The following is a 24,053-nucleotide window of genomic DNA, read 5'->3' as shown; positions in this document are numbered from 1 at the left end:
TGACAGTCTTAAACAAGAACCTTCTCGACATGAAAATCTTACATATTCTGGATCACTCGATTCCATTGCACAGCGGCTACACCTTTCGTACCCGAGCGATACTCGAACAGCAACGTAAGCTGGGTTGGCACACTTTTCATGTGACTTCCGCCAAGCATCAGGCTCCCGGTAGCGATTTCGAAACGGTGGATGGCTTGGATTTTTATCGTTCGTCCCAACCGCGCGGTTTACAGGCAAAATTACCCGTTATGAACCAATGGGCGATTGTTCAGACTCTGGCGCGAAGGTTGGACCAGATCATTCCGGAAATTCGCCCGGATATCCTCCATGCTCATTCTCCGGCATTAAACGGGATGGCGGCTTTGAGAATGGCCAAAAAATACCGATTGCCGTTGGTTTACGAATGCCGGGCATTTTGGGAAGACGCCGCCGTCGACCACGGTACGACCGCGGAAGGTAGTTTGCGTTACCGTATTACCAAAGCCCTGGAAACGTATGTGTTTAAGAATGCCGATGCCGTGACGACGATTTGCGAAGGGCTCCGCAACGACATTATAGGACGGGGTATTCCAGCCGAAAAAATCACCGTGATTCCCAACGCGGTCGATATCGAAAAATTCAGTTTCGGTGATGTTGCCGAACCCGAGCTTCTCGATCAACTAGGCCTGACAGGAAAAATCGTACTCGGTTTCATCGGTTCTTTTTATGCGTACGAAGGTTTACTGTTGTTGCTGGATGCTTTGCCCGAGATCGTCCGGCAGCGGCCGGATGTCCGGCTGTTGTTAGTTGGCGGCGGTCCGCAACAAGCACAAATCCAACAGAAAATTCAAGCCTTAGGGCTGGCGGACTGGGTCGTGATGCCTGGACGGGTTCCGCATGATCAGGTGCAACGGTACTACAATTTGGTCGATATTTTTGTCTACCCGAGATTATCGATGCGGCTGACCGATTTGGTGACGCCTCTGAAGCCGCTCGAAGCCATGGCGCAAGGTCGCTTGCTGGTGGCCTCCGACGTTGGCGGTCACCACGAATTGATTGAGGATCGGCGCACCGGCTATTTGTTCAGAGCCGGCGACCAAGCGGCCTTGGCGTCGACCGTTTTGAATGCCTTGGCCGATAAATCGCATTGGGACGACATCCGTCGAGCTGGACGGCACTATGTCGAACAAATCCGTAACTGGCAAAACAGCGTGGCACGTTATCAAGCGGTGTATGCCGGATTGGTGCGGGACGGGCATGACGCGGACTGATCCCAGGCTGGTGGTTTTCAGCAGTCTTTACCCCAGTCAGGTTCGCCCGAATGCCGGTGTATTCGTCCGGGAGCGCATGCGCAGGGTCGCGACGCACTGTGCGTTGGCGGTGGTCTCGCCGGTACCATGGTTCCCGTTTCAAGGGGTGATCCGCAAATTCAAGCCCAGTTACCGGCCACAGCCCGCCACTTACGAATGTCAGGACGGTATCGACGTTTATTTCCCGAGGTTTCTGTCCTTGCCAGGATTAGGCCGCCGGTGGGACGGATTGATGATGGCGTTGGGCAGTTATCGGACTTTATACCGATTGTCTCGCAACTTCGGATTTAATCTGATTGACGCGCATTTTGCCTATCCGGACGGCTACGCGGCAGGATGGTTGGGGCGCTGTTTCCACGTGCCGGTTACAATCACGTTACGCGGCACCGAAGTACCGTTGTCCAAAATCGCCAGTCGGCGGGCGCGCCTGTTGGCGGCGCTTCGTAGGGCCGCTCGAGTGTTCTCTGTGTCGGAATCGCTTAAACGACATGTCGTTAGCATCGGTGCCGAAGCCGATAAAATTTTGGTGGTGGGGAATGGCGTCGATACGAATGTCTTCTATCCGCTGGATAAAGTCTCGACTCGTCAGAATTTGCAACTCAACGTCGATGCGCCGGTGCTGATTTCAGTGGGTGGCTTGGTCGATCGCAAAGGGTTTCACCGAGTCATCGAGATATTGCCGGCGCTGCTGGCAAAACATCCCGGTTTACGCTACTTGATTGTCGGTGGCGGCAGTCCGGAGGGTGATATTCGCCAGCGTCTGGAGAAGCAAGTCGCCGAACTCGGCCTCGCTGAACAGGTGCGTTTCCTGGGTGCGATGCCCGCCGCGGCCTTGAAAGAGGTTCTGTCCGCCGCCGACGTTTTTGTATTGGCGACGGCTAACGAAGGCTGGGCCAATGTGTTCTTGGAAGCGATGGCTTGCGGTTTGCCGATTGTAACCACCGATGTTGGCGGCAATCGCGAGGTGGTTTGCGACGATAGTTTGGGGCAGGTGGTGCCGTTCGGCGATCGCGATGCCTTGCTTGCGGCGCTCGATGCCGCGCTGGGGCGCGACTGGGATCGCCATGCGATTATCGCCTATGCCGCTCAGAATGCCTGGGATCAACGCGTCGCTGTCTTGGTGGCGGAATTCAACCAACTGGTAAATCGATCATGAGCCTTTACACCTCGCTGTGCTCCTCCGTGCTGTTTCCTCTACACGAAGCGTTAAAAAAACACAGTACCGTCAGAGTGCGCAAGGCGATGGAGCGTAGCCAGTGGTTGGGCGTGGACGAAATTCGCCAGGCTCAGGTCAAGGACTTGACACGGTTTCTAACCGATATTGGTCATCATGTGCCTTACTATCGGACATTGTTTGCGGCATTAGACTTCAATCCGGAGCAGGTCGCCAGTTTAACCGATTTGGCGCGCCTCCCCTTGCTGGACAAACCGACGATACGCGCCAATTTGGATAAAATGCGGGCGGATGATGCCGAGGGTTTGGCCCGCTTTAATACCGGCGGATCAAGCGGAGAGCCGTTGATTTTTTACATCGGCAGTCGCCGCGTCAGTCACGACGTGGCCGCCAAATGGCGCGCCACCCGTTGGTGGGGTGTCGACATTGGCGATCCGGAAGCGGTGATATGGGGGTCGCCGATCGAGCTGGGCGCACAGGATAAAATTCGGCTGATTCGCGACAAGCTGTTGCGGACCCATTTAATACCGGCTTTCGAGATGTCTCAAGAAAAGTTGGACGGCTTCGTGGCCAGGATACGGCAAATCCGGCCGAAAATGCTGTTCGGCTATCCGTCGGCGTTAGCGCATATTGCCAGTCACGCCGAAAAGCGCGGCGTGGCAATGACCGATTTGGGTATCAAGGTGGCCTTCGTCACGTCCGAGCGCTTATACGATTATCAGCGTGACAAGATCCAAGCGGTCTTCGGCTGTCCGGTTGCCAACGGCTATGGGGGCCGCGATGCCGGTTTCATCGCCCATCAATGTCCGGAAGGCGCGATGCACATCACGGCGGAAGACATCATCGTCGAAATTGTCGATAAACAAGGCAAGCCGCTGCCCAATGGCGAGTTGGGCGAGATTGTCGTCACCCATCTGGCGACGCGCGATTTTCCGTTTATCCGCTACCGCACCGGCGACATGGGAATCTTGTCCGACAAATCTTGCGCTTGCGGAAGAGGACTGCCGTTGCTCGAAGAGATACAAGGTCGCACCACTGACTTCGTTGTGGCGCGGGACGGCACCGTGCTGCACGGCCTGGCCTTGATTTATGTGTTGCGCGATTTAGAAGGTGTCGACGCTTTCAAGATCACGCAAGACAGTCTGGATATGACCAGCGTGCAAATCGTCAAGACCGACGCTTACCGAGCCGAATCCGAACAACGCATCGTCGCCGAATTTAAAAAGCGATTGGGCGAGACGGTCAACGTTGCGATCGAATATACCGATTACATACCCAAGGAGCGTTCCGGCAAATTCCGGTACGTTATCAGCCACGTCAAGCCTTAATCGAGCAACATGACAAAATTCGCGGGATGGGTGGGCAGCGGACCCTGGAACGAAAGCGCTGTCGCGAGTCTGACCGAGGTGGTCGGTCCGGCCGGGTCGGCCTTCGATTTTCAATACGACGGTCATTTCGGACTGGCCATTCAAGCGCCGGCGCTGCTCCGAGACGATGGCATTCTGTTGTTTGCTTTGAAGACGGCTGCTTCTCCGGAGCATTTGCGGGAAGTCTTGGCGCGGTATCGGCGGCACGGTGCCGCGTTATTCGATGGCGGTAGCTCATGCGATGGCGTGGTTTTGATCGATAGCGTCCGCCGTTTGCTGTTGGCTGCTACGGACCCGATCGGCTTGAGTCACATTTATTACGCGGTTACCGATTCCGTGATCGTGTTTGGTTCCAGTGCCGATTTCGTGGTTCGCCATCCGGCGGTCGAAAGCGAAATTTCGGCGCAGGCTATTTACGATTACGTCTATTACCACCATTGCCCTAGCCCGAACACCATCTACACCAAAGTCAAGAAGTTGGAAGGCGGTCAGCAATTGAGTTTCGAAGACGGCAAACTGGAACTGCGCCGTTATTGGTTGCCGTCGTTTAACGAATCCGCGCTCGATTTAAGGCAGGTCGGCGAGGATTTGAAAGCCGGCTTGATCGAAACCGTGCGAGGCATGGTCGGCAGCGGAGACGAAACCGGCGCATTTTTAAGCGGTGGCTTGGATAGTTCCAGCGTGGCCGGTGCGCTGGCTAGCGTGTTTCCCGGGAAGGCCAAGACCTTTTCGATGGGTTTTCCGGTCGAAGGTTACAACGAAATCGAATACGCCAACATTGCGGTCAAACATTTCAATACGCGCCAACACGAGTATTACGTAACGCCGGAAGACACGGTCAATGCCGTCCCGATGATTGCCGCGTATTACGATGAGCCGTTCGGCAACTCTTCGGCCTTGGCGGCCTACTATTGCGCGAAATTGGCTAAGGACAACGGCGTCGGGCGCTTGCTGGCCGGGGACGGCGGCGATGAGATCTTCGCCGGCAACGAGCGCTACGCCAAGCAGATGTTGTTCGAGCATTACCATCGGCTGCCCCGAGCGGTTGGCGCCGGCTTGGAAGGGGTGTTGAACGCCTTGCCGGCCGGCTTGGCGAATACTAAATTGCCGTTCAAGGCCAAACGCTATATCGAGCAAGCCAAGGCCGCGATGCCGGATCGATTGCAGGATTACAACTTTTTGCACCGTCACGCCGCTGCCGACATTTTTGTCGGCGATTTTCTGGCGCAAATCGATACCGGCGAACCGCTGCAACTGCTACGAGACAATTACCGGCGCCCGGATCAGGCCAGCACCTTGAACCGAATGCTGTATATGGACTGGAAAGCCACGTTGCACGACAACGATTTGGTCAAGGTCAACCGGATGTGCGAACTGGCCGGCGTTGAAGTCTGCTATCCGCTGTTGGATAGCCGTATCGTCGAGTTGTCCTGCCAAATACCGTCCGCCGCCAAATTGCACGGTCAAAAATTACGTTGGTTTTATAAGCAGGCGATGGCGGATTTTCTGCCGGACGCGATCATCAACAAACCCAAGCACGGCTTCGGGCTGCCGTTCGGTATTTGGCTCAAGGACCATCAACCCTTGAAAGATTTGGCCTACGACGCGATCAACGCGTTGAAAAAGCGCGGTTATTTCAAGCCGGAATTCCTCGATCACGCGATTGCGATGCATCAAAGCATACACGCGGCCTACTACGGCGAACTGATCTGGATTTTGATGATGTTGGAACTGTGGTTTGCCGGTAAACAAAAGGCGTGATGCACGCGGCAAGACGAGTGACAAAAAACGTCAGTTTTCGACTTGGAGCGATGGTGCAAGGCTTGCCGGGTTTCCGCGGGTTGCTGTTTGATTTAGTGGTCTAGGGCTGGGTTTTAGGTAAGTTGTTGATCTTGTTTTTAAAAAAGCACTCGATATTTCGCAATCGTAAAAGTCCGTTCTGGCATAAGTCTTGTATTGGTTAGTGCGTTCGTTATTCAATCAGACAGAGAGATACCGCTATGAACATTCAAATGCGAAAAACACAACAAGGTTTCACCTTGATCGAACTGATGATCGTCGTCGCGATTATCGGTATTTTGGCCGCTATCGCGATTCCGGCTTATCAAGACTATACGGTCAGATCCAAAGTGTCCGAAGGCCCAAGTTTGGCATCGCCGGCGTTGACCGCGGGCGGCGTGGCGTGTAGCGACGGTACCTTGGGCGTGGGTTCCACGACCAATTTAAGTTTTGGTTTATCCACGTCGAGTGAAATCAACGGCAAATATGTTCGCTCGGTGAACATTACGTCCGCCGCTAGTAATTCCGCGACAGTGACGATAGTCTACACAACGATTGGTACTGCCGTTACAGGCGGTGATAAGTTGTTGTATAGAGGGGAATGCTCTCCAGGTTCCGGCATGCAGTGGCGCATAGATACTAACACAACTAACTCGACGCTGAATTCTAAATATCATCCTAAAACCTAACCGTTAGGAGTTGAGTGATGAAAAGGGGCTGAAAAGCCCCTTTTCTTTTTGTAGCTTCCCGGTATTTCGAAAATATGAATTACGTTAAAACGACCGTACTGCAATCGGCCAACAAGGTATTGCCGGTTTTTGTTCTGATTGCCGTTATTTTCGCCGTTTATTTCAACGGTCTTTCCGGGCCGTTTTTAGCCGACGATTACCCCAATATTGTTGACAATAACGGGGCGTTACTAAAGCAGTTAAAGCTTGATGATTTGCAAGGTGCATTCAGTAGTGGACCGAGTGGTGCGAGGCGGCCGCTAGCGCATCTAAGCTTTGCTCTTAATTATTACTTTGCCGGTCAGAAATTTGATAAGGTGGCTTTTAAATTAACTAATGTCGCAATTCATGTGCTAAATTCGATATTAGTGTTTTTTATATCCAAGTTATTGATTCGCGCGGCTGAGCCGAATCTGCCGCCGGCTAAGTTAGCGTTTGTTGTTGCGTTAATTTGGGCCGTGCATCCGCTGCAAGTCAGTACCGTGTTATACGTTGTGCAGCGCATGACTAGTCTGGCCTGCTTGTTTACATTGGGTGGTTTGCTGGTTTTTTTACATGGCCGCCTTGGGATTGGCAAGTCCAACGGTTTGTTTTGGATGATACTCGGCAGTTTGGGAGGCAGTGGCATCGGTTTTTTTGCCAAGGAAAATGCGTTATTGTTGCCATTGTTGATTCTCGTCGTCGAAGTTTCCCTATTGCCTCGGCCAATCGAAAAGGTTGATGTCAATAAGTTAAAGGGCTTTTATGGCTGCCTTGTTGTGCTGCCTGCGATAATTGGATGTATTTATTTAGTATGGCATCCAGAAATTGTTCTAAGAGACTATCAGGTTCGCGAGTTTACATTGTTCGAGCGGATAATGACCGAGTTCAGAGTGTTGATTTATTATCTGAGTTTGCTGTTTTATCCGGATAATACTCAATTGGCGCTGTTTCACGACGACTTTTCGATTAGTAAGGGTTTTTTACAGCCGATAACGACCTTATATTCTTGCGTCCTAATTGTTTTTCTGGTTGGTCTGGCGATTTTAAATGTCCATGCAAGGAAAATGCCCTTTCTTAGTGTCGCGGTACTGTGGTTTTTTGCCGGTCATAGTATGGAGTCCACGATTTATCCGCTGGAACTGGTTTTCGAACATCGCAATTATTTGCCAAGCATCGGTGTCGTATTTGGGGTGGTGGTTTTGATTTATCAGGCATTCGCCGGTGTAATCGCCGCTAGTTTGCTTAACGCACTATACGCAGGTATCGTCGTCAGTTTAGGGCTCGCAACCTATACCAGAGCCACGATTTGGGGGCGGCTGGACAGTTTTGCCTATTTCGAAGTGAGAAATCACCCGGATTCGCCCAGAACCAATAGTATTTACGCCAATGCGCTCGAGTTAAAGAGCGGCCCCAATCTTGAAACCTATCGTCATTACTTAGTTGCATCCAGACTAAATACCTATGAAGTCGCCTCGTTAATGGAGGTGTATATGGAACTAAATCGTCTATCACATTTTCACGACCCCGCTCAGGATAAAGCGGATAGCGGTTTGCCTAAAACCTACGATGACGAGTTAATACTCGATAGCCGATATATGGGAGCTTTGAAGGCTTTATTGCATCGCGAGATTATCCGCAGAATAAATGCGAGAACCTATCCGCTACGGACCGTGGCAAGTCTGCGTAATGCCGCGAATTGTTTGATCGATCGACATTACGAGTGTCTAGAAATCGCCGCCGACTTGAACGAATGGATTGATGCGGCATTGGCACAGCCCGATTTTTTCGATGTGGCGATGATATATGTCATTAAAGCAAAAGTCGTATTTAACCAAGGAAATATCGATCGGGCATTCGAATACATGGACAAAGCCATCGAGCTGTCGCCACGGCGCATGTATTTCTATGCGGAAAAGGCGCATTTGCTGATTACCTTGAGCAAGTTCGACCAAGCTGAGCAAGTGCTGCTCAGTGCTGAACAATTAAACGTGGCCAATGGGTTCGACAAGCAAGAGTTTGCTGGGCTTCGCAAAATTATTTCAACCGAGCTTTCCAACGCAACGCCCTGACTCGATTTGCTTACGAAAGCTGTTTGGTAAAATAGCGCATACCAGTGTAGGAGCTCCATCTGTAACGGCTAATGCCGCTCTTACACTGGTTTTTTACCCTCCGGTGCGAAAAAACGCGTCGAATTCCAGTTAGGTTTTCTCTACCTGTCCTATCGTGTAACATGTCAAGGTTACGCCACGGTATGCTCCGCTAATCGCCGGCATGCGCTCGTCAATTAAGTCGTGTGAAATCTCAGTGCTATGCGCATCCTGAATATTCGTTACAAAAACATCAACTCCCTGGCCGGCGAAGGGCGGATCGATTTCGATCAAGGCCCGATCGCCGAGGCCGGCGTGTTTGCGATTACAGGCCCCAACGGTTCCGGTAAAACCAGTATCCTTGATGTCATCACGCTGGGCCTCTATGGTGAGACCTTTCGCTTCGACAAGCCGGCCGAGCATGTAATGACCAAACAGACCGACGAGAGCGTGGCCAGCGTCGAGTTTTCGTTGGGTGGAGAGAAGTTTCGTTCCGATTGGTATGCCAGGCGGGCGGAAGGCGATAAACAGTCGCGGGCCGAGACCGAGATGTCGTTGACCAAGCTTGGCGAGAGCGATGAGTTGTTGGCCGAAACGCCATCTGCCGTGCGTGGGCGGATTGCCGAACTGACCGGTATGGATTTCCATAAATTCAGCAAATCGATGGTGTTGCCGCAAGGCGATTTCGCGGCGTTTTTAAATGCGTTGGATAGCGAGCGCATGGACATACTCGAAAAAATCGCCGGTGGCGACATTTACGAACAATACCGCCAACAAGCCGAAGCCCACTATCGCCAAATTGCGGATCGCGTGCGCCAATTGCAACAGGATAGCGTCGCGATTCCCTTGCTCGAAGAGGCGGAACTCGACGCCAGTCGCGCCGACCTGCGGGATTTTCTAGATCAACACACCGAATTGTCCGGTCAGCAGGACTATTTACGACAACATCAGCTTAAATTGGAAAACGTCGCCGCATTGGAGGCCGAAGAGCGGCAACTGGCCCGGCAAACCGCCGAACTTCAAACCCAAATTCAGACTTTGCAATCCGATCTGCAAAGAATAGCCGCGATCGACGATGCCGACAGCTATCGTGAACAGTTGGCGGGATTGGATGCCAAGCAGTCTAAAATCGGCGAACTCCAAAGCGAGTTGGCGAGTTTGCGCCGGGAGGTGGCCAATCTGCGCCAGCAGTTGGGCATCGGTAGTGGCGACCTGGAGCAGCCCGCCGGCGACCGGGATTGGGCCTCGCGGAAACGGATTATCGATGACATCAAGATCAGGCTCAGCGAGCTGAAATTAGAATTGCCCAGAGAAATGGCGGCGGTGGAAACGGCCCAGCAAACCTTGGCCGACAAACGTGCCGCGCTCACCGAGCTGGAAGGGTGGTTGCAAGAGCATCGCGGCGAGGCCATTCTGCTAACCGACTTTCCGGATGTCGTGCAGTTGCGCAATCTCAGAACCGAGATCGCGGAACTAGGTGCCAAGCAGAAGACGCAGTTGGCTTGGTCGAAAAATACCTCGGCGGCCTTGAAAAAGAATCAAACGGCCTTGACCGATGCCAAGGCCGGCGTGGTTGAGTTACAGGAGCGGATCGCGGCAGCCGAGGCAAATATCGCGACGCACGGTCAGGGTAGAAGCGTCGATGAAATTCGCGAGCTGTTATCCGAGCAACAGGCGAGGGTCAACGATTTCCAAGAGTTGTATTCGTTAGCCAGCGTCAATGCGAAGGTGACCAAAAAGGGCTTGTTCGGTTGGCTGTCGACGAACAAGTCGTCGGAGTTTCCCGACGAGGGCGAACTGCGCGACAAATTGGCGGCGCTGAAACACGAATTCGGCCGAGAGGAAAACATCGGCTCGGCGCTGGAACAAGCGATCGCCAACGAGGCCTTGTTGCGCAAAATGACGCCCGATCGCGGGAAATTGGTGGACGGCAAACCTTGTTTCCTATGCGGCTCCTTGCATCATCCTTACACGTCGAAGCCGCCGGTAATGACCGACTCGAAAAAGGCGTTAGTCGATCAGCGCGGCAAAATGCAAGCCTTGAAGGCTGCCATGGCCAATATCGAAGCCCAGTTGACCGCGGCGGAAAAACGTAGTTCACAGATGTCCGCCAAGGAACGGCGCTTGCAGGAAATGCGCGCGCAATGGCGGGTTTTGGTGAATCGGCTGAATGTCGCCCGCGACGGTATGGCGATCGAAAATCTGAGCTTGCAAAAGCAGTGTTTGGATCAGGAAACCGAAGAACTCGAAAAAATTAAACTGCTGCTGAAAGATGTCGGCCAGTGGCAACGTAACATCGGGAAATGGACCGACGAAATCGGCGTGAAACAAGCGCAAATCCTCAAATTGGCGGCTGTCGTAGAGCAATTGGAAACCGCGTGGAACAACCGTCCGCCCGAAGCCATTGAAGGCGAACAGCAATTGGCCGCGTTGAAAGCTTCTGAAAAGGCCTTGTTGGACAAACTGGAGAAAGCGTTGATACCTCTGGGGGAGAAAATACCGGGCAAGGCCAAGGAAAATGCTTTGTTCGATCGCCTGAATGTCCGGCGCCAGGACTATCAAATACGCGATTTGCGCAAGCAGGGTGTGCTTGGCGATATCAACGGTTTGCAGGACGGTTTGCAATCCGGTCAGGCGCGCATTATTCGCTATCAAGCGGAAATTGCCGAACTGTCCGAAGCCTTGCAAAGTCATGAGTTGTCGGGTTTGCATTTGGCATTGTTCGAGAAACAAACGTCAATCGCCGACCTTGAAGTCCGGCTCAGTGAGTTGGAGGCGGATTACGAGGTTGACCACGACCAATTGCTGCAGCGATTGCTGGCCGGCGGTTTCAGCGATCTGGAGAGCTTGAGGTCGGTGTTGGAGCAATGGAATAGCAGAACGGAAATGGCCGAGATTCTAGCGAAAATGGAGCAGCGCTTGGCGGCATTGAACGTAGAATTGGCCGAGCTGGATTTACGCTTGCAAAAAGCCTATGCCGCGTTGCCTGGGCCCGACACAGCGGCCGATTTACTAGCCATGCAACGCGCGCTGTCTGAAAAAATCGACATTGCTGAGCACGAGATCCGTAGCTTGGAGCACAAACTGGCCAAACAACAGACTTACGCGGAGACCTTTGGCGAACTGCAAGAACAACTGCGGCGGGAACTAGCGGCTTTCGCCGAAGCGGAAGCGGAGTTGAATTTGATCAACCACGAGCAGGGCGGGATGCGGCGGCGGATTCAACAGTTGTTGGTCGAGAAACTGCTACGGCAGGCGAATCGAATCTTGGAAGGCTTGAGCGGTCGCTATTATTTACGTAACGGCTTTAGCGAGTACGGTTTGGCATTGGAAGTCGAGGATACTAAGCAGATCAACGTACGGCGTTTGCCGAAAACCTTATCGGGCGGCGAGAGTTTTGTTGTCAGCCTGGCGCTGGCCTTGGCTCTATCGGAAATTGCCAACAACGGTAGAGCGATCGATTCCTTGTTCTTGGACGAGGGGTTCGGCAATCTTGACGCCGAGGCGCTGTATCTGGCGATGACGACGCTGGAGAGCCTGAAAACCCAAGGTAAGATTGTCGGGGTGATTTCTCACGTAGATGCCGTGAAAAAGCGGATTAAGACCCAAATCGAGTTGGTCAAAAACACCAACGGTTTTAGCGAGTTGAAAATGGTGGCCTGACCGCCGGCGCGGTCGGGCCTGTTCAGGTGTTCATGGATTTGGCGTCGGTTTGAAGGCTTTGCCGTAAGTGGTGTCCGCGTTGAAATCGTCCCAAACGTAGACCGGCCTGACGATGGGTTGAGTGGGAATCGGCGCTGAGATTAAGTCAAGCACACCGACGCCCATCCTGGCGCCCATATTGATCAAGCCTTTGAAAGTGCCGCCAACGAAACCGTACACGACATTGCTCTGGTTATTCACCAGGATGATGTTTTTAGGGATTTCCAGTGACGCGGTGGCGATATTGGCCAGCCCGGAACTGAGTTTACGGCCTACCGTTTCTCCATAGCTTTCGTTTTCACCGGGTTGGGCATGCGCGGCGGCGGCGAACGCGGCGATCAAGCTGAAGGCCCAAACGGTTTGCTTTGCTTTCATAGCGTATCCTGAATCTGTTGACGAATCGGCGCCGCCCGCAAGCGGGCGACGGTACGCGAGCAAGTATAGCAGTGGGTGTGCTTACTTTTTCAAGGCCTTGGCGAAGGCATTGCTCATGGTATTCGGCACGGCCGGCTGTGGTTTGCCTTTAAGCGCCGGTTTGTTCGCGGGCCTTTGCGGCTTTTCGCCGCGCACGATGTCGGCTTCGTCGACACTCTTTTTCATGCTCAACGAAATCCGCTGCCTAGCGACATCGATTTCCAATACTCTGACTTTGACCATGTCGCCCGCTTTGACGACATCGCGCGGATCCTTGACGAAGTCGTCGGCCAAGTGAGAAATATGCACCAGACCGTCCTGGTGCACGCCGATGTCGACGAAGGCGCCAAAGGCGGCGACATTGGTGACCACACCCTCCAGTGTCATGCCGGGTTCCAGATCGGTGATTTTCTCGACACCTTCCTTGAATTGCACGCTTTTGAACTCGGGGCGCGGGTCGCGGCCGGGTTTTTCCAATTCCTGCAAAATATCGGTGACGGTCGGCAGGCCGAAGTCGGCGTTGGCGTAGTTGGCGGGATTCAGGCTACGTAGTGCCTGGCTTTGGCCAATCAGATCGCGTATCGATTTGCCGGTGTCGTCCAGGATGGCGTTGACCACCGGGTAAGCCTCGGGATGCACCGCCGAGGCGTCGAGCGGGTTGTCGCCGTTCATGATGCGTAAAAAGCCGGCGGCCTGTTCGAAGGCTTTGTCGCCGAGGCGCGGCACTTTCTTCAACTGCGCGCGGTTGGCGAAAGGGCCGTTTTGGTTGCGGAAGGCGACGATGTTTTCGCTGATACTGGCACTCAGGCCGGAGACTTGTTTCAGCAAGGCGACCGATGCGGTATTGACGTCAACACCGACCGCGTTCACGCAATCTTCGACCACGGTGTCCAGCATGCGAGCCAGTTGCACTTGGTTGACGTCGTGCTGGTATTGGCCGACGCCGATGGATTTGGGGTCGATCTTGACCAATTCGGCCAACGGGTCTTGCAAGCGGCGGGCGATGGATACCGCGCCGCGTAACGATACGTCGAGATCGGGAAATTCCTTGGCGGCCAATTCCGATGCCGAATACACCGAGGCGCCGGCTTCCGAAACGGTGATTTTCTGGAACAGCAGTTCTTTATGCCGTTTCATCAAATCGGCGACCAGCTGGTCGGTTTCACGGGATGCGGTACCGTTGCCGATACTGACCAGTTGCACGCCGAATTGAGCAATCATGCGCGCCAGCGTGGCGATGGATTGGTCCCACTGGTTTTTCGGCTGGTGGGGATAAACGGTTTCGGTGGCCAGCAGTTTGCCGGTGGCATCGACGACCGCCACCTTGACGCCGGTGCGGATACCGGGATCCAGACCCATCGTCGCTTTCGGACCTGCCGGCGCCGCCAGCAACAAGTCGCGCAAATTGCTGGCGAAAACGCGGATGGCCTCCTGCTCGGCGGCTTCGCGCAAGCGCAGTTTCAAATCCATGTCGATGCGGGTGAAGAGTTTGATCTTCCAGGCGAAACGGGCGGTATCGGCCAGCCAAGAGTCCGCGGGTTTGGCGGTGTCGGTGATCTGTAAACGCTGGCAAACGAATTGGGTGCAGAGTTGATGTTCTTCCTGGTCAAGCTCGGCCGGTTTCAGCGTTAAATTCAGCATGTCCTCGTTACGGCCGCGGAACAGGGCCAACGCGCGATGCGACGGAATTTTGTTGATGGCTTCGCTGTAATCGAAGTAATCCTTGAATTTCGCGGCTTCAACTTCCTTGCCGGCGACGATGGTCGATTGCAATATGCCTTTGTTCCAAATGCGCTCCCGCAGTTCGGAAAGTAATTCGGCGTCTTCGGAAATCCGTTCCATGATGATCTGGCGGGCGCCATCCAACGCGGCGGCGACATCGGCTATCCCTTTGTCCGCATCGATATAGCGCTGGGCGACTTGCTCTGGAACCAGATCGCGATCGTCCAATAGCGCATCGGCCAGCGGCTCCAGTCCGGCTTCGCGGGCGATTTGCGCCTTGGTACGGCGCTTGGGTTTGTAAGGTAGGTACAAGTCTTCCAGCAAGGTTTTGGTATCTGCGTCGAGTATGGCCTGTTCCAGCTCCGGTGTCAGTTTGCCCTGCGAACGTATGCTGTCGAGTATCGTATTGCGTCTGTCGTTCAGTTCCCGTAGATAAGTTAGCCTTTCCTCCAGATGCCGCAATTGAGTGTCGTCCAGGCCTTCGGTCACTTCCTTGCGGTAGCGGGCGATAAACGGCACGGTGGCGCCTTCGTCGAGCAACGCGACGGCGGCGGCGATTTGTTGAGGTTTGACGGAGAGTTCCGCGGCTATGCGCTTGATGACATCCATTGAGCTTTGCAGAGATGGTTGGAAACCGGTGATTTTACCGTAGTTAAGCGCGAGTCGAAGCGTCGGACCGGTTTACGTGAGGCACAAAAAAGGCGCTGTTTCTATCGAAACAGCGCCTAATCGAAAGAAGAACTTAATTATTATTATGGAAAACGATTACTTTGCTTGGCTCAGAATATCGTTGTTGAAGTCTTTGTGTTTAGCCAAGACTTGCGCTTCCGCTTGAGCAGTGGTTTCGCCGCTCATTTTCAAATGTTTAGTTTCGTCCATTTTCAGAAGTAGTACGCCAGCAATAGCGATAGCGGTTACGACAGCGACGACGGTAAAGGTATTGTCTTTTTCTTGTTCAGCCATTTTTATAATCCTCATCTTTGTTGTAATAATCAGCCCGTCTAGCAGGGGCAACTCGAGTTGTATGTCGAATGTTTAGTGTTTTTTTAGTCGACGGGGTATTTTTTACACTTAAATTTGTTTTGTGTCAAAACATTATTTTTTTTTTGTGCTGATTGTCGTTGGTGTCGGCTTATATTTATGAATTGATTGATAAAAATTTGTTTTGTATGCGGCTGGGACGCAAGGCGTCGCTTGCAGACAGGCGACCGGTGTCGAGGCGGATGTGGGTTTTAGCTTCGGTTCGGGGTATCTTAAGCTCGCCAGCGCTACTGATCGGGCGGATAGCTTCGGTATTCGGCGGTTTGGTTGTCTTTTTACATTCGGAGAAACGTTTACATGATTAAGCATATTCACTTGTTTTTCGTGGCATTGCTGGTGGTCAGTTTTTTTGGGCGGGTGGCGCTGGCGCAATTTAAGCCGGAACTATTGGCGCGGAAATGGCTGAAACTGGCTCCGCATGTCATCGCTGGCGTGCTGTTGTTGAGTGGCTCGGTTTTGGTATTTCAAGGCGACTGGCTTGCCGGCAACTTCGGGTGGATTATCGCGAAATTAGTGGTTTTGGTCGGCTTTATGATCGCCGGTGTTCGGACTATCCGCGAGGAGGGCGCAAGTCGCTGGAGGTGGTTTGGCGTGGCCTTGCTTTGCCTGTTTTATATTTCGAAAGTCGCGGTGACCAAGCAAATTTTCTTCTTTTTTGGCTGATCGGTTGACGCCGGCTATCCCTTGCCGGCTCTGGATTTTTGTTGGCGGATCGTCACGTTTTTGGAGCGACGCTAGAGCCGTTTGGCCGTAAAGGCTTGCCAAATCAATGCCTTCTGGGGTAACCTCCCTACCTCCTGTCAATACTCAACGAAAGGAGGGTAGGATGCGAAAAACGAAATGGACGGCAGTTATGCTGGTTTCTATGAGTCTAGCGTCTTTTAGCTCTGTAAGTTTAGCGAAAACAGAAAGACACGGTTTATTGTCCATTGCACATAGCGGAGTCGCCTCTTATTACAGCGACAAACTGCATGGTCAGCGGACAGCAAGCGGTGAAATCTACGACAAAAATTCGTTAACAGCGGCCCATGCCAATCTCCCGTTCGGGACCTTGCTACGGGTGGTCAATCTCAACAATAACCGCAGTGTTGATCTGCGGGTCAACGGACGGCCGGGCCGGCATAACAAGCGCTTGCTCGACGTCTCCAAACGAGCCGCCAAGGAGCTGGGATTTGTCCAGGCCGGGTTGGCTCAAGTCAAGATCGAAATCTTGCGCTGGGGCGAAGCTTAGCGCGGAAAAAAGGCGCGATTGCCGGGCAATCGCGCCTTTTTGTTTTCGATGGTTCGCGCTAAGCCGTGATGGCCTTGAAGCCGATATCGGTACGATAATAAATGGATTGCCAATTGATGCGTTTACACAGCGCATAGGCTTCGCGTTGTGCGTCGGCGATATTGTCGCCTAGCGCGCAGGCGCACAGTACTCGGCCGCCGTTGGTGACGATGGTGCCGCCGGCGCTTTGCGTGCCGGCGTGGAAGACTTTGGCATTTGCAGAATCGACGCCGTCCAGCCCGGAAATCGGTTCGCCCTTGGCGTATGCGTCCGGGTAGCCTCCGGCCGCCAACACCACGCCGAGCGCGGCTCGCTCGTCCCATTCGGTCGTAATTTGGTCCAGCTTACCGTCCAACGCCGCCAAGCAGAGTTCGACCAAGTCCGATTTTAGCCGCATCATGATGGGCTGAGTTTCCGGATCGCCGAATCGGCAATTGTATTCCAACACCTTGACGTTGCCGCGCGCGTCGATCATCAAACCGGCGTAGAGGAAGCCGGTGTAGGGCGTGCCATCGTCGCGCATGCCTTGCAAGGTGGGATAAATTACCTCGTCCATGACACGCTGATGGATGGCGGGCGTGACCACCGGCGCCGGCGAATAGGCGCCCATGCCGCCGGTATTGGGGCCTAGATCGCCGTTGTCCCGAGCCTTGTGATCTTGCGAGGTGGCCATCGCCAGCGCGTGTTCGCCATCGGCGATGACAATGAAGCTGGCTTCCTCTCCGACCAGGAACTCCTCGACGACAACCCTATGTCCGGCTTCACCGAAACTGTTGCCAGCCAACATATCGTTGACCGCGTCTATCGCCTGTTGCTCGTTTTGGGCGACGATGACGCCCTTGCCGGCCGCCAGGCCGTCGGCCTTGACGACGATCGGGGCGCCTTTGCGGCGAATGTAGGCGATCGCGGCTTCGGTGTCGGTGAAGGTTTGGTACTCGGCGGTCGGAATGCGATGGCGGGCCAGAAAGTCCTTGCAGAACGATTTGGAGCCTTCCAATTGCGCGGCTTGTGCTTTGGGGCCGAAGCATTTCAAGCCGGCCGCCGAGAAGCGATCGACAATGCCTTTTACCAGTGGCACTTCCGGGCCAACGATAGTCAGGCCGATGTTGCGGGCCAGTGCAAACCCTAATAAACCTTCGATGTCGTCCGCCGGGATGTCGACGTTAACGATACCGTTCTCCAAATCGGTGCCGGCGTTGCCGGGCGCGACATAGATTTGCCCCGCCAGCGGAGACTGTCTGGCCTTCCAGGCGAGCGCGTGCTCGCGACCGCCGCTACCCACGATCAATACGTTCATCATGTACTTACTCCGCAATCAGTGTCTGAAATGGCGCATGCCGGTCAACACCATTGCGATGTTGTGTTCGTCGGCCGCGTCGATGACTTCCTGGTCGCGCATCGAGCCGCCGGGGTGTATCACTGCGGTGACGCCGGCCGCCGCCGCCGCGTCGATGCCGTCGCGAAACGGGAAAAACGCGTCGGACGCCATTACCGAGCCCGGCACTTCCAGGCCCTCGTCGGCGGCTTTGATGCCGGCGATCTTGGCGGAATAAACCCGGCTCATTTGGCCGGCGCCGATGCCGATGGTTTGGCCGCCCTTGCCGTAGACGATAGCGTTGGATTTTACGAACTTGGCCACCTTCCAGACGAACAACAAATCAGCCAGCTCTTGCTCTGTCGGCACGCGCTTGCTGACCACTTTCAAGTCTGCGGGACTGATGCTGCCGGTGTCTTTGTCCTGCACCAGCAGACCGCCGGCGACGCGTTTGAAGTCCAGCGCCTCGGGTTGGCTTGGCGACCAGAGGCCGGTTTCCAGAACCCGGACGTTCGGTTTTTTTGCTAGCGCGGCCTTGGCGCCGGCGGAAACTAGCGGGGCGATGATGACTTCGACAAACTGGCGGCGGGCGATTTCGCCGGCGGTTTGTTCGTCCAATTCCCGGTTGAAGGCAATAATGCCGCCGAAGGCCGACGTCGGATCGGTGGTATAGGCGGCGTTATAGGCGTCGAATAGGCTATCGGCGATGGCCACGCCGCAAGGATTGGCGTGCTTGACGATGACGCAGGCCGGTTGCTCGTCGAAGGATTTGACGCATTCCAGCGCGGCATCGGCGTCGGCGATATTGTTATAAGACAGTTCCTTACCTTGCAGTTGCTTGGCGCTGGCGATACTGCCGGCCGGCGGGTTTTTCTCGCCGTAAAACGCCGCGTTCTGATGCGGGTTTTCGCCGTAACGCATGCTTTGCAGTCGATGGAATTGTAAATTCAGCGTTTCCGGAAAATGGCCGGCATCGACAACCTTACTTAGATAAGCCGCGATCATCGTGTCGTAGCGGGCGGTATGCTCGAAACTTTTTAGCGCCAATCGAAAGCGGGTTTCGTGGCTCAGCGAACCGGCCTCGGCTTGCAGTTCGGTCAGAATGCTGGAGTAGTCGGCCGGGTCGACGACGATGGCGACGTCGTTATGGTTTTTGGCCGCGCCGCGAATCATGCTGGGGCCGCCGATGTCGATGTTTTCGATCGCGGTTTCCAGATCGCAATCCGGTTTAGCGACGGTTTGTTCGAAGGGATAGAGATTGACCACGACCATGTCGATGGCTTTGATGCCGTTTTCGGCCATTACCGCGTCGTCGATCCCCCGCCGGCCCAGAATTCCACCATGCACCTTGGGATGCAGGGTTTTCACTCGGCCGTCCATCATTTCCGGAAAGCCGGTGTAGTCGGACACTTCGGTAACCGGGATTTTATGCTCGGCCAGCAATTTGGCGGTGCCGCCGGTGGACAGCAGTTCCACGCCCAGCGCGCTGAGACTTCGGCAAAATTCGAGTACGCCGGTTTTATCCGAGACGCTAACCAGCGCCCGGTTGACTTGTTTTTTCATGCAAACCTCAAAAACAAAAGAAAATCGATTTAGCCGATACCGTAGTGGTCGAGCTTTTTACGCAAGGTGCTGCGGCTGAGACCCAGAATGACCGCCGCCTTGCTTTGATTGAAATCGCAATATTTCAGCGTGGTTTCCAGTAGCGGTTTTTCCACTTCGGCCAGCACCAAATGGTACAGACCGCTGGAATCGTGGCCGTTCAGATGCGAAAAATAGTCTTCGACGCAATGGCGGACGTGGTCGGACAACGTATCGACGCTGTCGCTGGCATTTTGGCTGTCGTGGCTTCCCATCTAGGCGGCTCTTGGTAGGAGATGATTGAACGACGCGTTAACCCGCGTCAGTTGTTGCACGGGATGTTGGGCTTGATTGATAGACTGCTTGTGCTCGGCGGGCAAGCCGCCCAGACGTTCGAAGTACCAGCCGATGTGTTTGCGGGCAATTCTAACACCGCAGTCGTCACCGTAAAAACGGTATAAATACTCCAGATGACTGTTCATTACGCCCTGGACGTCGGCCAGCGCCGGGTATTGCCAATGTTCGCCGTTGAGCGCGGCGGCCAGTTCGGCGAAAATCCACGGCTGACCTTGCGCGGCTCGGCCGATCATGATGGCGTCTGCGCCCGTGTGCGCCAGTACCCGTCGGGCTTTTTCGGGGCTGTCGATGTCGCCGTTGGCAATGATCGGAATCCGCGCGGTTTGCTTGACCTGCCGAATAGTGTCGTATTCGGCTTGGCCCTCGAATTTGCAAGCGCGGGTGCGGCCATGGATCGTCAGGGCCTGAATGCCGCAGTTTTCGGCGATACTGGCGATTTTGGCCGCGTTACGGTTTTCTCGGTCCCAGCCGGTCCGGATTTTCAACGTCACCGGAATGTCTACGGCGGCGACGACAGCGGTCAAAATGTTTTCCACCAGCTTCTCGTCTTTCAACAAGGCCGAGCCCGCGGCGGTGGAACAGACCTTCTTGGCCGGGCAGCCCATGTTGATGTCGATGATGTGGGCGCCGCGTTGTTGATTCAATTTGGCCGCTTCCGCCATTTTCACCGGATCGTTACCCAAGATTTGCACGGCTCTGAGGCCGGTTTCGCCGGTGTAATCGGTTTTCTGCAGTGTTCTGGGGTGCTGTTGCAATTCGGTATTGGAGATTACCATTTCAGATACCGCCAGTCCCGCGCCGAATCGGCGGCAAAGTTGCCGAAAAGGCTGATCGGTGATGCCGGCCATCGGCGCCAGCAGCAAATTGTTGGGCAGGGAATAAGGGCCTATGCGCATAACTTGGGGAGGCTTCGGAAGGCCGAAAATGATACTCGAAAACCGTGCCGGACACGATGTTTTGTCGGGTCGAATCGACGAGCCCAACGCGGCTGCCGACGTCAGGCTTTCGCTATTGGGCCGCGATGGGCGCGCTTTCGCGTTTTCTCGCTAACCCGTTTCGACGCCTGTGATATTTTAGAAAGACAAAACTTCACCGCAACCCGCGGCTAGCCATTGATTGCAAACGACTGGATATGGGCGTACAGGAAAACTTCGAAACTCTCCCTCTCAAAGATTTTACCGAAAAGGCTTACCTCGATTACTCGATGTACGTCATTCTGGACCGGGCGCTGCCGCACATCGGCGACGGCTTGAAGCCGGTGCAACGGCGCATCGTCTATGCGATGTCCGAACTGGGTCTGACGGCTTTGGCTAAATACAAGAAATCGGCGCGTACCGTCGGCGACGTATTGGGTAAATACCATCCGCACGGGGATTCGGCCTGCTACGAGGCGATGGTATTGATGGCTCAGGATTTTTCCTACCGTTATCCGTTGATCGATGGGCAGGGTAACTGGGGTTCGCCCGACGATCCCAAATCCTTCGCGGCCATGCGTTATACCGAATCGCGGCTGACCGCCTACGCGCAAACCCTGCTCAGCGAGCTGGGCCAGGGCACGGTGGATTGGGTGGACAATTTCGATGGCACGCTGGAAGAGCCATCGCTGCTGCCGGCGCGCTTGCCCAATGTGCTATTGAACGGGACCACCGGTATCGCGGTGGGCATGGCGACCGATATTCCACCGCACAATCTGCGCGAAGTGGCCGCCGCCGTCCTGCAACTGCTCGACGAGCCGGAGACGCCGCTGGAAAGCCTGCTGACGCATATCAAGGGCCCGGATTTTCCGACCGACGCGGAAATCGTCACGCCGGCCGCCGATTTGCAAAAGCTGTATTTGACCGGTAACGGCTCGGTGAAAATGCGCGCGAAATACGAGGTCGAGGACGGCAATATCGTCATCACCGCGTTGCCTCACCAAGTGTCCGGCGCGAAATTGTTGGAGCAGATCGCCGCGCAGATGCTGGCGAAAAAGCTGCCCATGATCGAGGACCTGCGCGACGAGTCCGATCACGAAAATCCGACCCGCTTGTTAATCATCCCCAAGACCAAGCGTACCGATGTCGACGCCGTGATGTCGCATCTGTTCGCCACGACCGATCTGGAGAAAAACTTTCGGGTCAACCTGAACATGATCGGTCTGAACGGCAAACCGCAAGTGAAAAATCTGCGGCAAATTCTGACCGAGTGGATTTCGTTCCGAACCGAAACCGTGCGTCGGCGTTTGCAATTCCGTTTGGACAAGGTCCTGGCGCGCCTGCACATCCTGGAAGGTTTGCTGATCGCCTACCTGAACATCGACGAAGTGATCGCGATCATTCGCCGGGAAGACCATCCCAAGCCGGTATTGATGGCGCGCTTCGGTTTGAGCGACGTGCAGGCGGAAGCGATTCTGGAATTGAAGCTGCGCCACTTGGCGAAATTGGAAGAAATGAAGATTCGCGGCGAACAGGACGAGTTGGAGCGGGAGCGGGAGGAGTTGGAAAAGACTCTCGGCTCCGCGCATTTGCTGAACCGCTTGATCCGAAAGGAAATAGAACGTGACGCCGAGAAATACGGCGACGCCCGTCGTTCGCCGATTGTGGCCCGCGAAGCCGCCCAAGCCCTGGATACCACGGAGCTAATCGCCAACGAACCGGTGACCATCATCTTGTCTCAGAAGGGCTGGATTCGCGCGGCAAAAGGATACGACATCGAAGTCGAGGGCCTAAGTTATCGGGCCGGAGACGGCTATTTGTCGTCGGCCAAGGGGCGAACTACCTTGCCGGCCTATGTGCTCGATTCGACCGGTCGGGTGTACACGATTACCACCCACGACCTGCCGTCGGCGCGTAGTCAAGGCGAACCGTTGACCGGGCGGCTGAATCCGCCTCCAGGCAGCATCTTCACCGACGTGTTTACCGGGCAGGCCGAGGATTGGGTGTTGATGAGCAGTAGCGCCGGTTACGGGTTCCGGGTGCAATTAAAGGAGCTTTACGGCAAGAACAAGGCCGGCAAAGCGGTCTTGACCGTACCGGATAAGGCCGAAGTCATGACGCCGACGCCGATTCCGCGGGACGCCGAGTGGCTGGCGGTCGCGACCTTGCAAGGCCGCTTGCTGATCTTCCCGGTCGCAGATTTACCGGAATTGGCAAAGGGCAAGGGTAACAAGCTGATTCAGATTCCGTCCGCCGATCTGGCATCCGGTAAGGATGCGGTGGTCGCGGTGACGGCCTTGGCGACCCGCGGTGAGCTGAAAATTCTGTCCGGTAAGCGGTTCGTCACGTTGAAGGCCATCGACATCGCTCAATACTCCGGCAGCCGGGCCAACCGCGGAAATATATTGCCTAGAGGCTTTCAAAAAGTCGATGGATTGGAAAGTGTGGTTTGATTCAGATGCGGTGGTGTTTTCGGGAACCGACACGTCTGCCGCGCTCGGTAACGTAAAAAGTGGTTGACGTGGTTTGGATGGACAGGTAAGATGTCGGTCTTTCCGGTGCTCATGCGAGTGGCGGGGAGAAAACAAGATCAATTCGGGGTATAGCGCAGTCTGGTAGCGCGTCTGCTTTGGGAGCAGAATGTCGGGAGTTCGAATCTCTCTACCCCGACCAAGTTTTGCGCTTGTAGCTCAGCCGGATAGAGCATCGGCCTTCTAAGCCGAGGGTCGCAGGTTCGAGTCCTGCCAAGCGTGCCATTGCAAATTCACGTTATGGTGAGCGTAGCTCAGTTGGTAGAGCCCCGGATTGTGATTCCGGTTGTCGTGGGTTCGAGCCCCATCGTTCACCCCAGTAAAATCAGCGCCTTGCAAGTGTTGCTCTCCGCTTTAAAAAGCCATCAGGCATCTTAATAGATTGCTGTTGCTTGCATCGCCTTCTAAAAAACAAATCCCTCCCTGTAAAGCCTACACGCGGTGCTCTAATTAATAAGGTCTCCCGTAACTGCTCTGCGGCAAAGCTGTCAATTGTCGATGGCAAATCAAAAGGTAACCTCTGAATTTTCGGCGTCAGCATTGGTAGATGACTTTTGCGTTTTGTTGCTGTATCGCTAATGTATTGTTAACAAATAGCTTATTCGACTCCCTGTAGTCGTATATTCTTCGATGCATGGTATCTGATTCTGCATTCGCCAACATTGGGTGCTAATCCGAGAAGCGCAGGATGAGCGGCAACGCCGGTTTTTGGCGGCTGTGGATGCCAAGGTTCTGGGATGTGGCGTGTTTCCCCTGCGCTTTTGCTTGACATGGCTGGCGTAGACCTCGGCTGGTCTTGA

General features: G+C 54.5%; 17 protein-coding genes and 3 tRNA genes. 13 read left to right on the top strand and 7 right to left on the bottom strand.

Features of this window, described 5'->3' with window-relative positions:
* Positions 1-29: 29 nt before the first annotated feature.
* From BJL95_RS04180 to BJL95_RS04150, 7 genes are all read left to right on the top strand, one after another.
* Positions 30-1,250, top strand: a complete 1,221-nt coding sequence (locus BJL95_RS04180) for a TIGR04063 family PEP-CTERM/XrtA system glycosyltransferase (protein WP_071155734.1) — start codon at positions 30-32, stop codon at positions 1,248-1,250.
* Positions 1,237-2,445: a glycosyltransferase gene (locus tag BJL95_RS04175; protein WP_071155732.1), complete on the top strand. Its 1,209-nt coding sequence runs from the start codon at positions 1,237-1,239 to the stop codon at positions 2,443-2,445. Before BJL95_RS04180 ends, BJL95_RS04175 begins: the two co-directional genes overlap by 14 nt.
* Positions 2,442-3,791 carry a phenylacetate--CoA ligase family protein gene (locus BJL95_RS04170; protein WP_071155730.1) on the top strand — a complete coding sequence of 450 codons (1,350 nt, stop codon included), beginning with the start codon at positions 2,442-2,444 and terminating at the stop codon, positions 3,789-3,791. Before BJL95_RS04175 ends, BJL95_RS04170 begins: the two co-directional genes overlap by 4 nt.
* Before the next feature lie 9 nt (positions 3,792-3,800).
* Positions 3,801-5,591, top strand: a complete 1,791-nt coding sequence (locus tag BJL95_RS04165) for an asparagine synthetase B (RefSeq protein WP_083385629.1) — start codon at positions 3,801-3,803, stop codon at positions 5,589-5,591.
* A gap of 239 nt (positions 5,592-5,830) precedes the next feature.
* Complete coding sequence (locus tag BJL95_RS04160; protein ID WP_071155728.1) at positions 5,831-6,298, top strand: prepilin-type N-terminal cleavage/methylation domain-containing protein; 468 nt, start codon at positions 5,831-5,833, stop codon at positions 6,296-6,298.
* Between the two features lie 74 nt (positions 6,299-6,372).
* Positions 6,373-8,388, top strand: a complete 2,016-nt coding sequence (locus BJL95_RS04155; RefSeq protein ID WP_071155726.1) for a hypothetical protein — start codon at positions 6,373-6,375, stop codon at positions 8,386-8,388.
* A 240-nt stretch (positions 8,389-8,628) separates the two neighbouring features.
* Positions 8,629-12,069, top strand: a complete 3,441-nt coding sequence (locus tag BJL95_RS04150; protein ID WP_071155724.1) for an AAA family ATPase — start codon at positions 8,629-8,631, stop codon at positions 12,067-12,069.
* 30 nt (positions 12,070-12,099) lie between these two features.
* Here BJL95_RS04150 and BJL95_RS04145 read toward each other — a convergent pair whose 3' ends face one another.
* The 3 genes from BJL95_RS04145 to BJL95_RS04135 form a co-directional block, all read right to left on the bottom strand.
* Positions 12,100-12,483 (bottom strand): exosortase system-associated protein, TIGR04073 family, encoded by a 384-nt coding sequence (locus BJL95_RS04145; RefSeq protein WP_071155722.1) that lies wholly within the window; start codon positions 12,481-12,483, stop codon positions 12,100-12,102.
* Between the two features lie 81 nt (positions 12,484-12,564).
* The gene (locus BJL95_RS04140) at positions 12,565-14,853 is read right to left on the bottom strand and encodes a Tex family protein (RefSeq protein ID WP_071155720.1); all 2,289 of its coding nucleotides are present in this window, start codon (positions 14,851-14,853) and stop codon (positions 12,565-12,567) included.
* Positions 14,854-15,009: 156 nt separating this feature from the next.
* Positions 15,010-15,207: a hypothetical protein gene (locus BJL95_RS04135; RefSeq protein WP_064024863.1), complete on the bottom strand. Its 198-nt coding sequence runs from the start codon at positions 15,205-15,207 to the stop codon at positions 15,010-15,012.
* A 375-nt stretch (positions 15,208-15,582) separates the two neighbouring features.
* Here BJL95_RS04135 and BJL95_RS04130 point away from each other — a divergent pair, with 375 nt between their 5' ends.
* Together BJL95_RS04130 and BJL95_RS04125 are read left to right on the top strand one after the other, a co-directional pair.
* Positions 15,583-15,948: a SirB2 family protein gene (locus BJL95_RS04130; protein ID WP_071155718.1), complete on the top strand. Its 366-nt coding sequence runs from the start codon at positions 15,583-15,585 to the stop codon at positions 15,946-15,948.
* 163 nt (positions 15,949-16,111) lie between these two features.
* Entirely contained in the window at positions 16,112-16,516 is a 405-nt protein-coding gene (locus BJL95_RS04125; RefSeq protein ID WP_064024900.1) for a septal ring lytic transglycosylase RlpA family protein, read from the top strand.
* Between the two features lie 58 nt (positions 16,517-16,574).
* Here BJL95_RS04125 and purD read toward each other — a convergent pair whose 3' ends face one another.
* Genes purD through dusB form a run of 4 tightly spaced genes read right to left on the bottom strand, consistent with a single transcriptional unit; the run spans position 16,575 to position 20,704 of the window.
* Positions 16,575-17,852 (bottom strand): phosphoribosylamine--glycine ligase, encoded by a 1,278-nt coding sequence (gene purD, locus BJL95_RS04120; RefSeq protein ID WP_071155835.1) that lies wholly within the window; start codon positions 17,850-17,852, stop codon positions 16,575-16,577.
* An 18-nt stretch (positions 17,853-17,870) separates the two neighbouring features.
* Positions 17,871-19,433 carry a bifunctional phosphoribosylaminoimidazolecarboxamide formyltransferase/IMP cyclohydrolase gene (gene purH, locus BJL95_RS04115; protein ID WP_071155716.1) on the bottom strand — a complete coding sequence of 521 codons (1,563 nt, stop codon included), beginning with the start codon at positions 19,431-19,433 and terminating at the stop codon, positions 17,871-17,873.
* A 29-nt stretch (positions 19,434-19,462) separates the two neighbouring features.
* On the bottom strand, positions 19,463-19,726 hold the full coding sequence (locus tag BJL95_RS04110; protein WP_064024856.1) for a helix-turn-helix domain-containing protein: 264 nt from the start codon (positions 19,724-19,726) through the stop codon (positions 19,463-19,465).
* Positions 19,727-20,704, bottom strand: a complete 978-nt coding sequence (gene dusB, locus BJL95_RS04105; RefSeq protein ID WP_071155713.1) for a tRNA dihydrouridine synthase DusB — start codon at positions 20,702-20,704, stop codon at positions 19,727-19,729.
* 236 nt (positions 20,705-20,940) lie between these two features.
* On the opposite strand from dusB, the gene parC reads away from it, so the two are divergent.
* From parC to BJL95_RS04085, 4 genes are all read left to right on the top strand, one after another.
* Entirely contained in the window at positions 20,941-23,175 is a 2,235-nt protein-coding gene (gene parC / locus BJL95_RS04100; protein WP_071155711.1) for a DNA topoisomerase IV subunit A, read from the top strand.
* A 143-nt stretch (positions 23,176-23,318) separates the two neighbouring features.
* Positions 23,319-23,395 (top strand) — tRNA-Pro (locus tag BJL95_RS04095).
* Between the two features lie 6 nt (positions 23,396-23,401).
* A tRNA-Arg gene (locus BJL95_RS04090) sits at positions 23,402-23,478 on the top strand.
* Positions 23,479-23,496: 18 nt separating this feature from the next.
* Positions 23,497-23,572, top strand: a tRNA-His gene (locus BJL95_RS04085).
* Positions 23,573-24,053: the final 481 nt, after the last annotated feature.

Origin of the sequence: Methylomonas sp. LWB, assembly GCF_001856095.1 — a bacterium.
GTDB lineage: Bacteria > Pseudomonadota > Gammaproteobacteria > Methylococcales > Methylomonadaceae > Methylomonas > Methylomonas koyamae_A.
The sequence above is the reverse complement of the archived record's forward strand: the minus strand, read 5'-3'. Positions and strand labels throughout refer to the sequence as shown.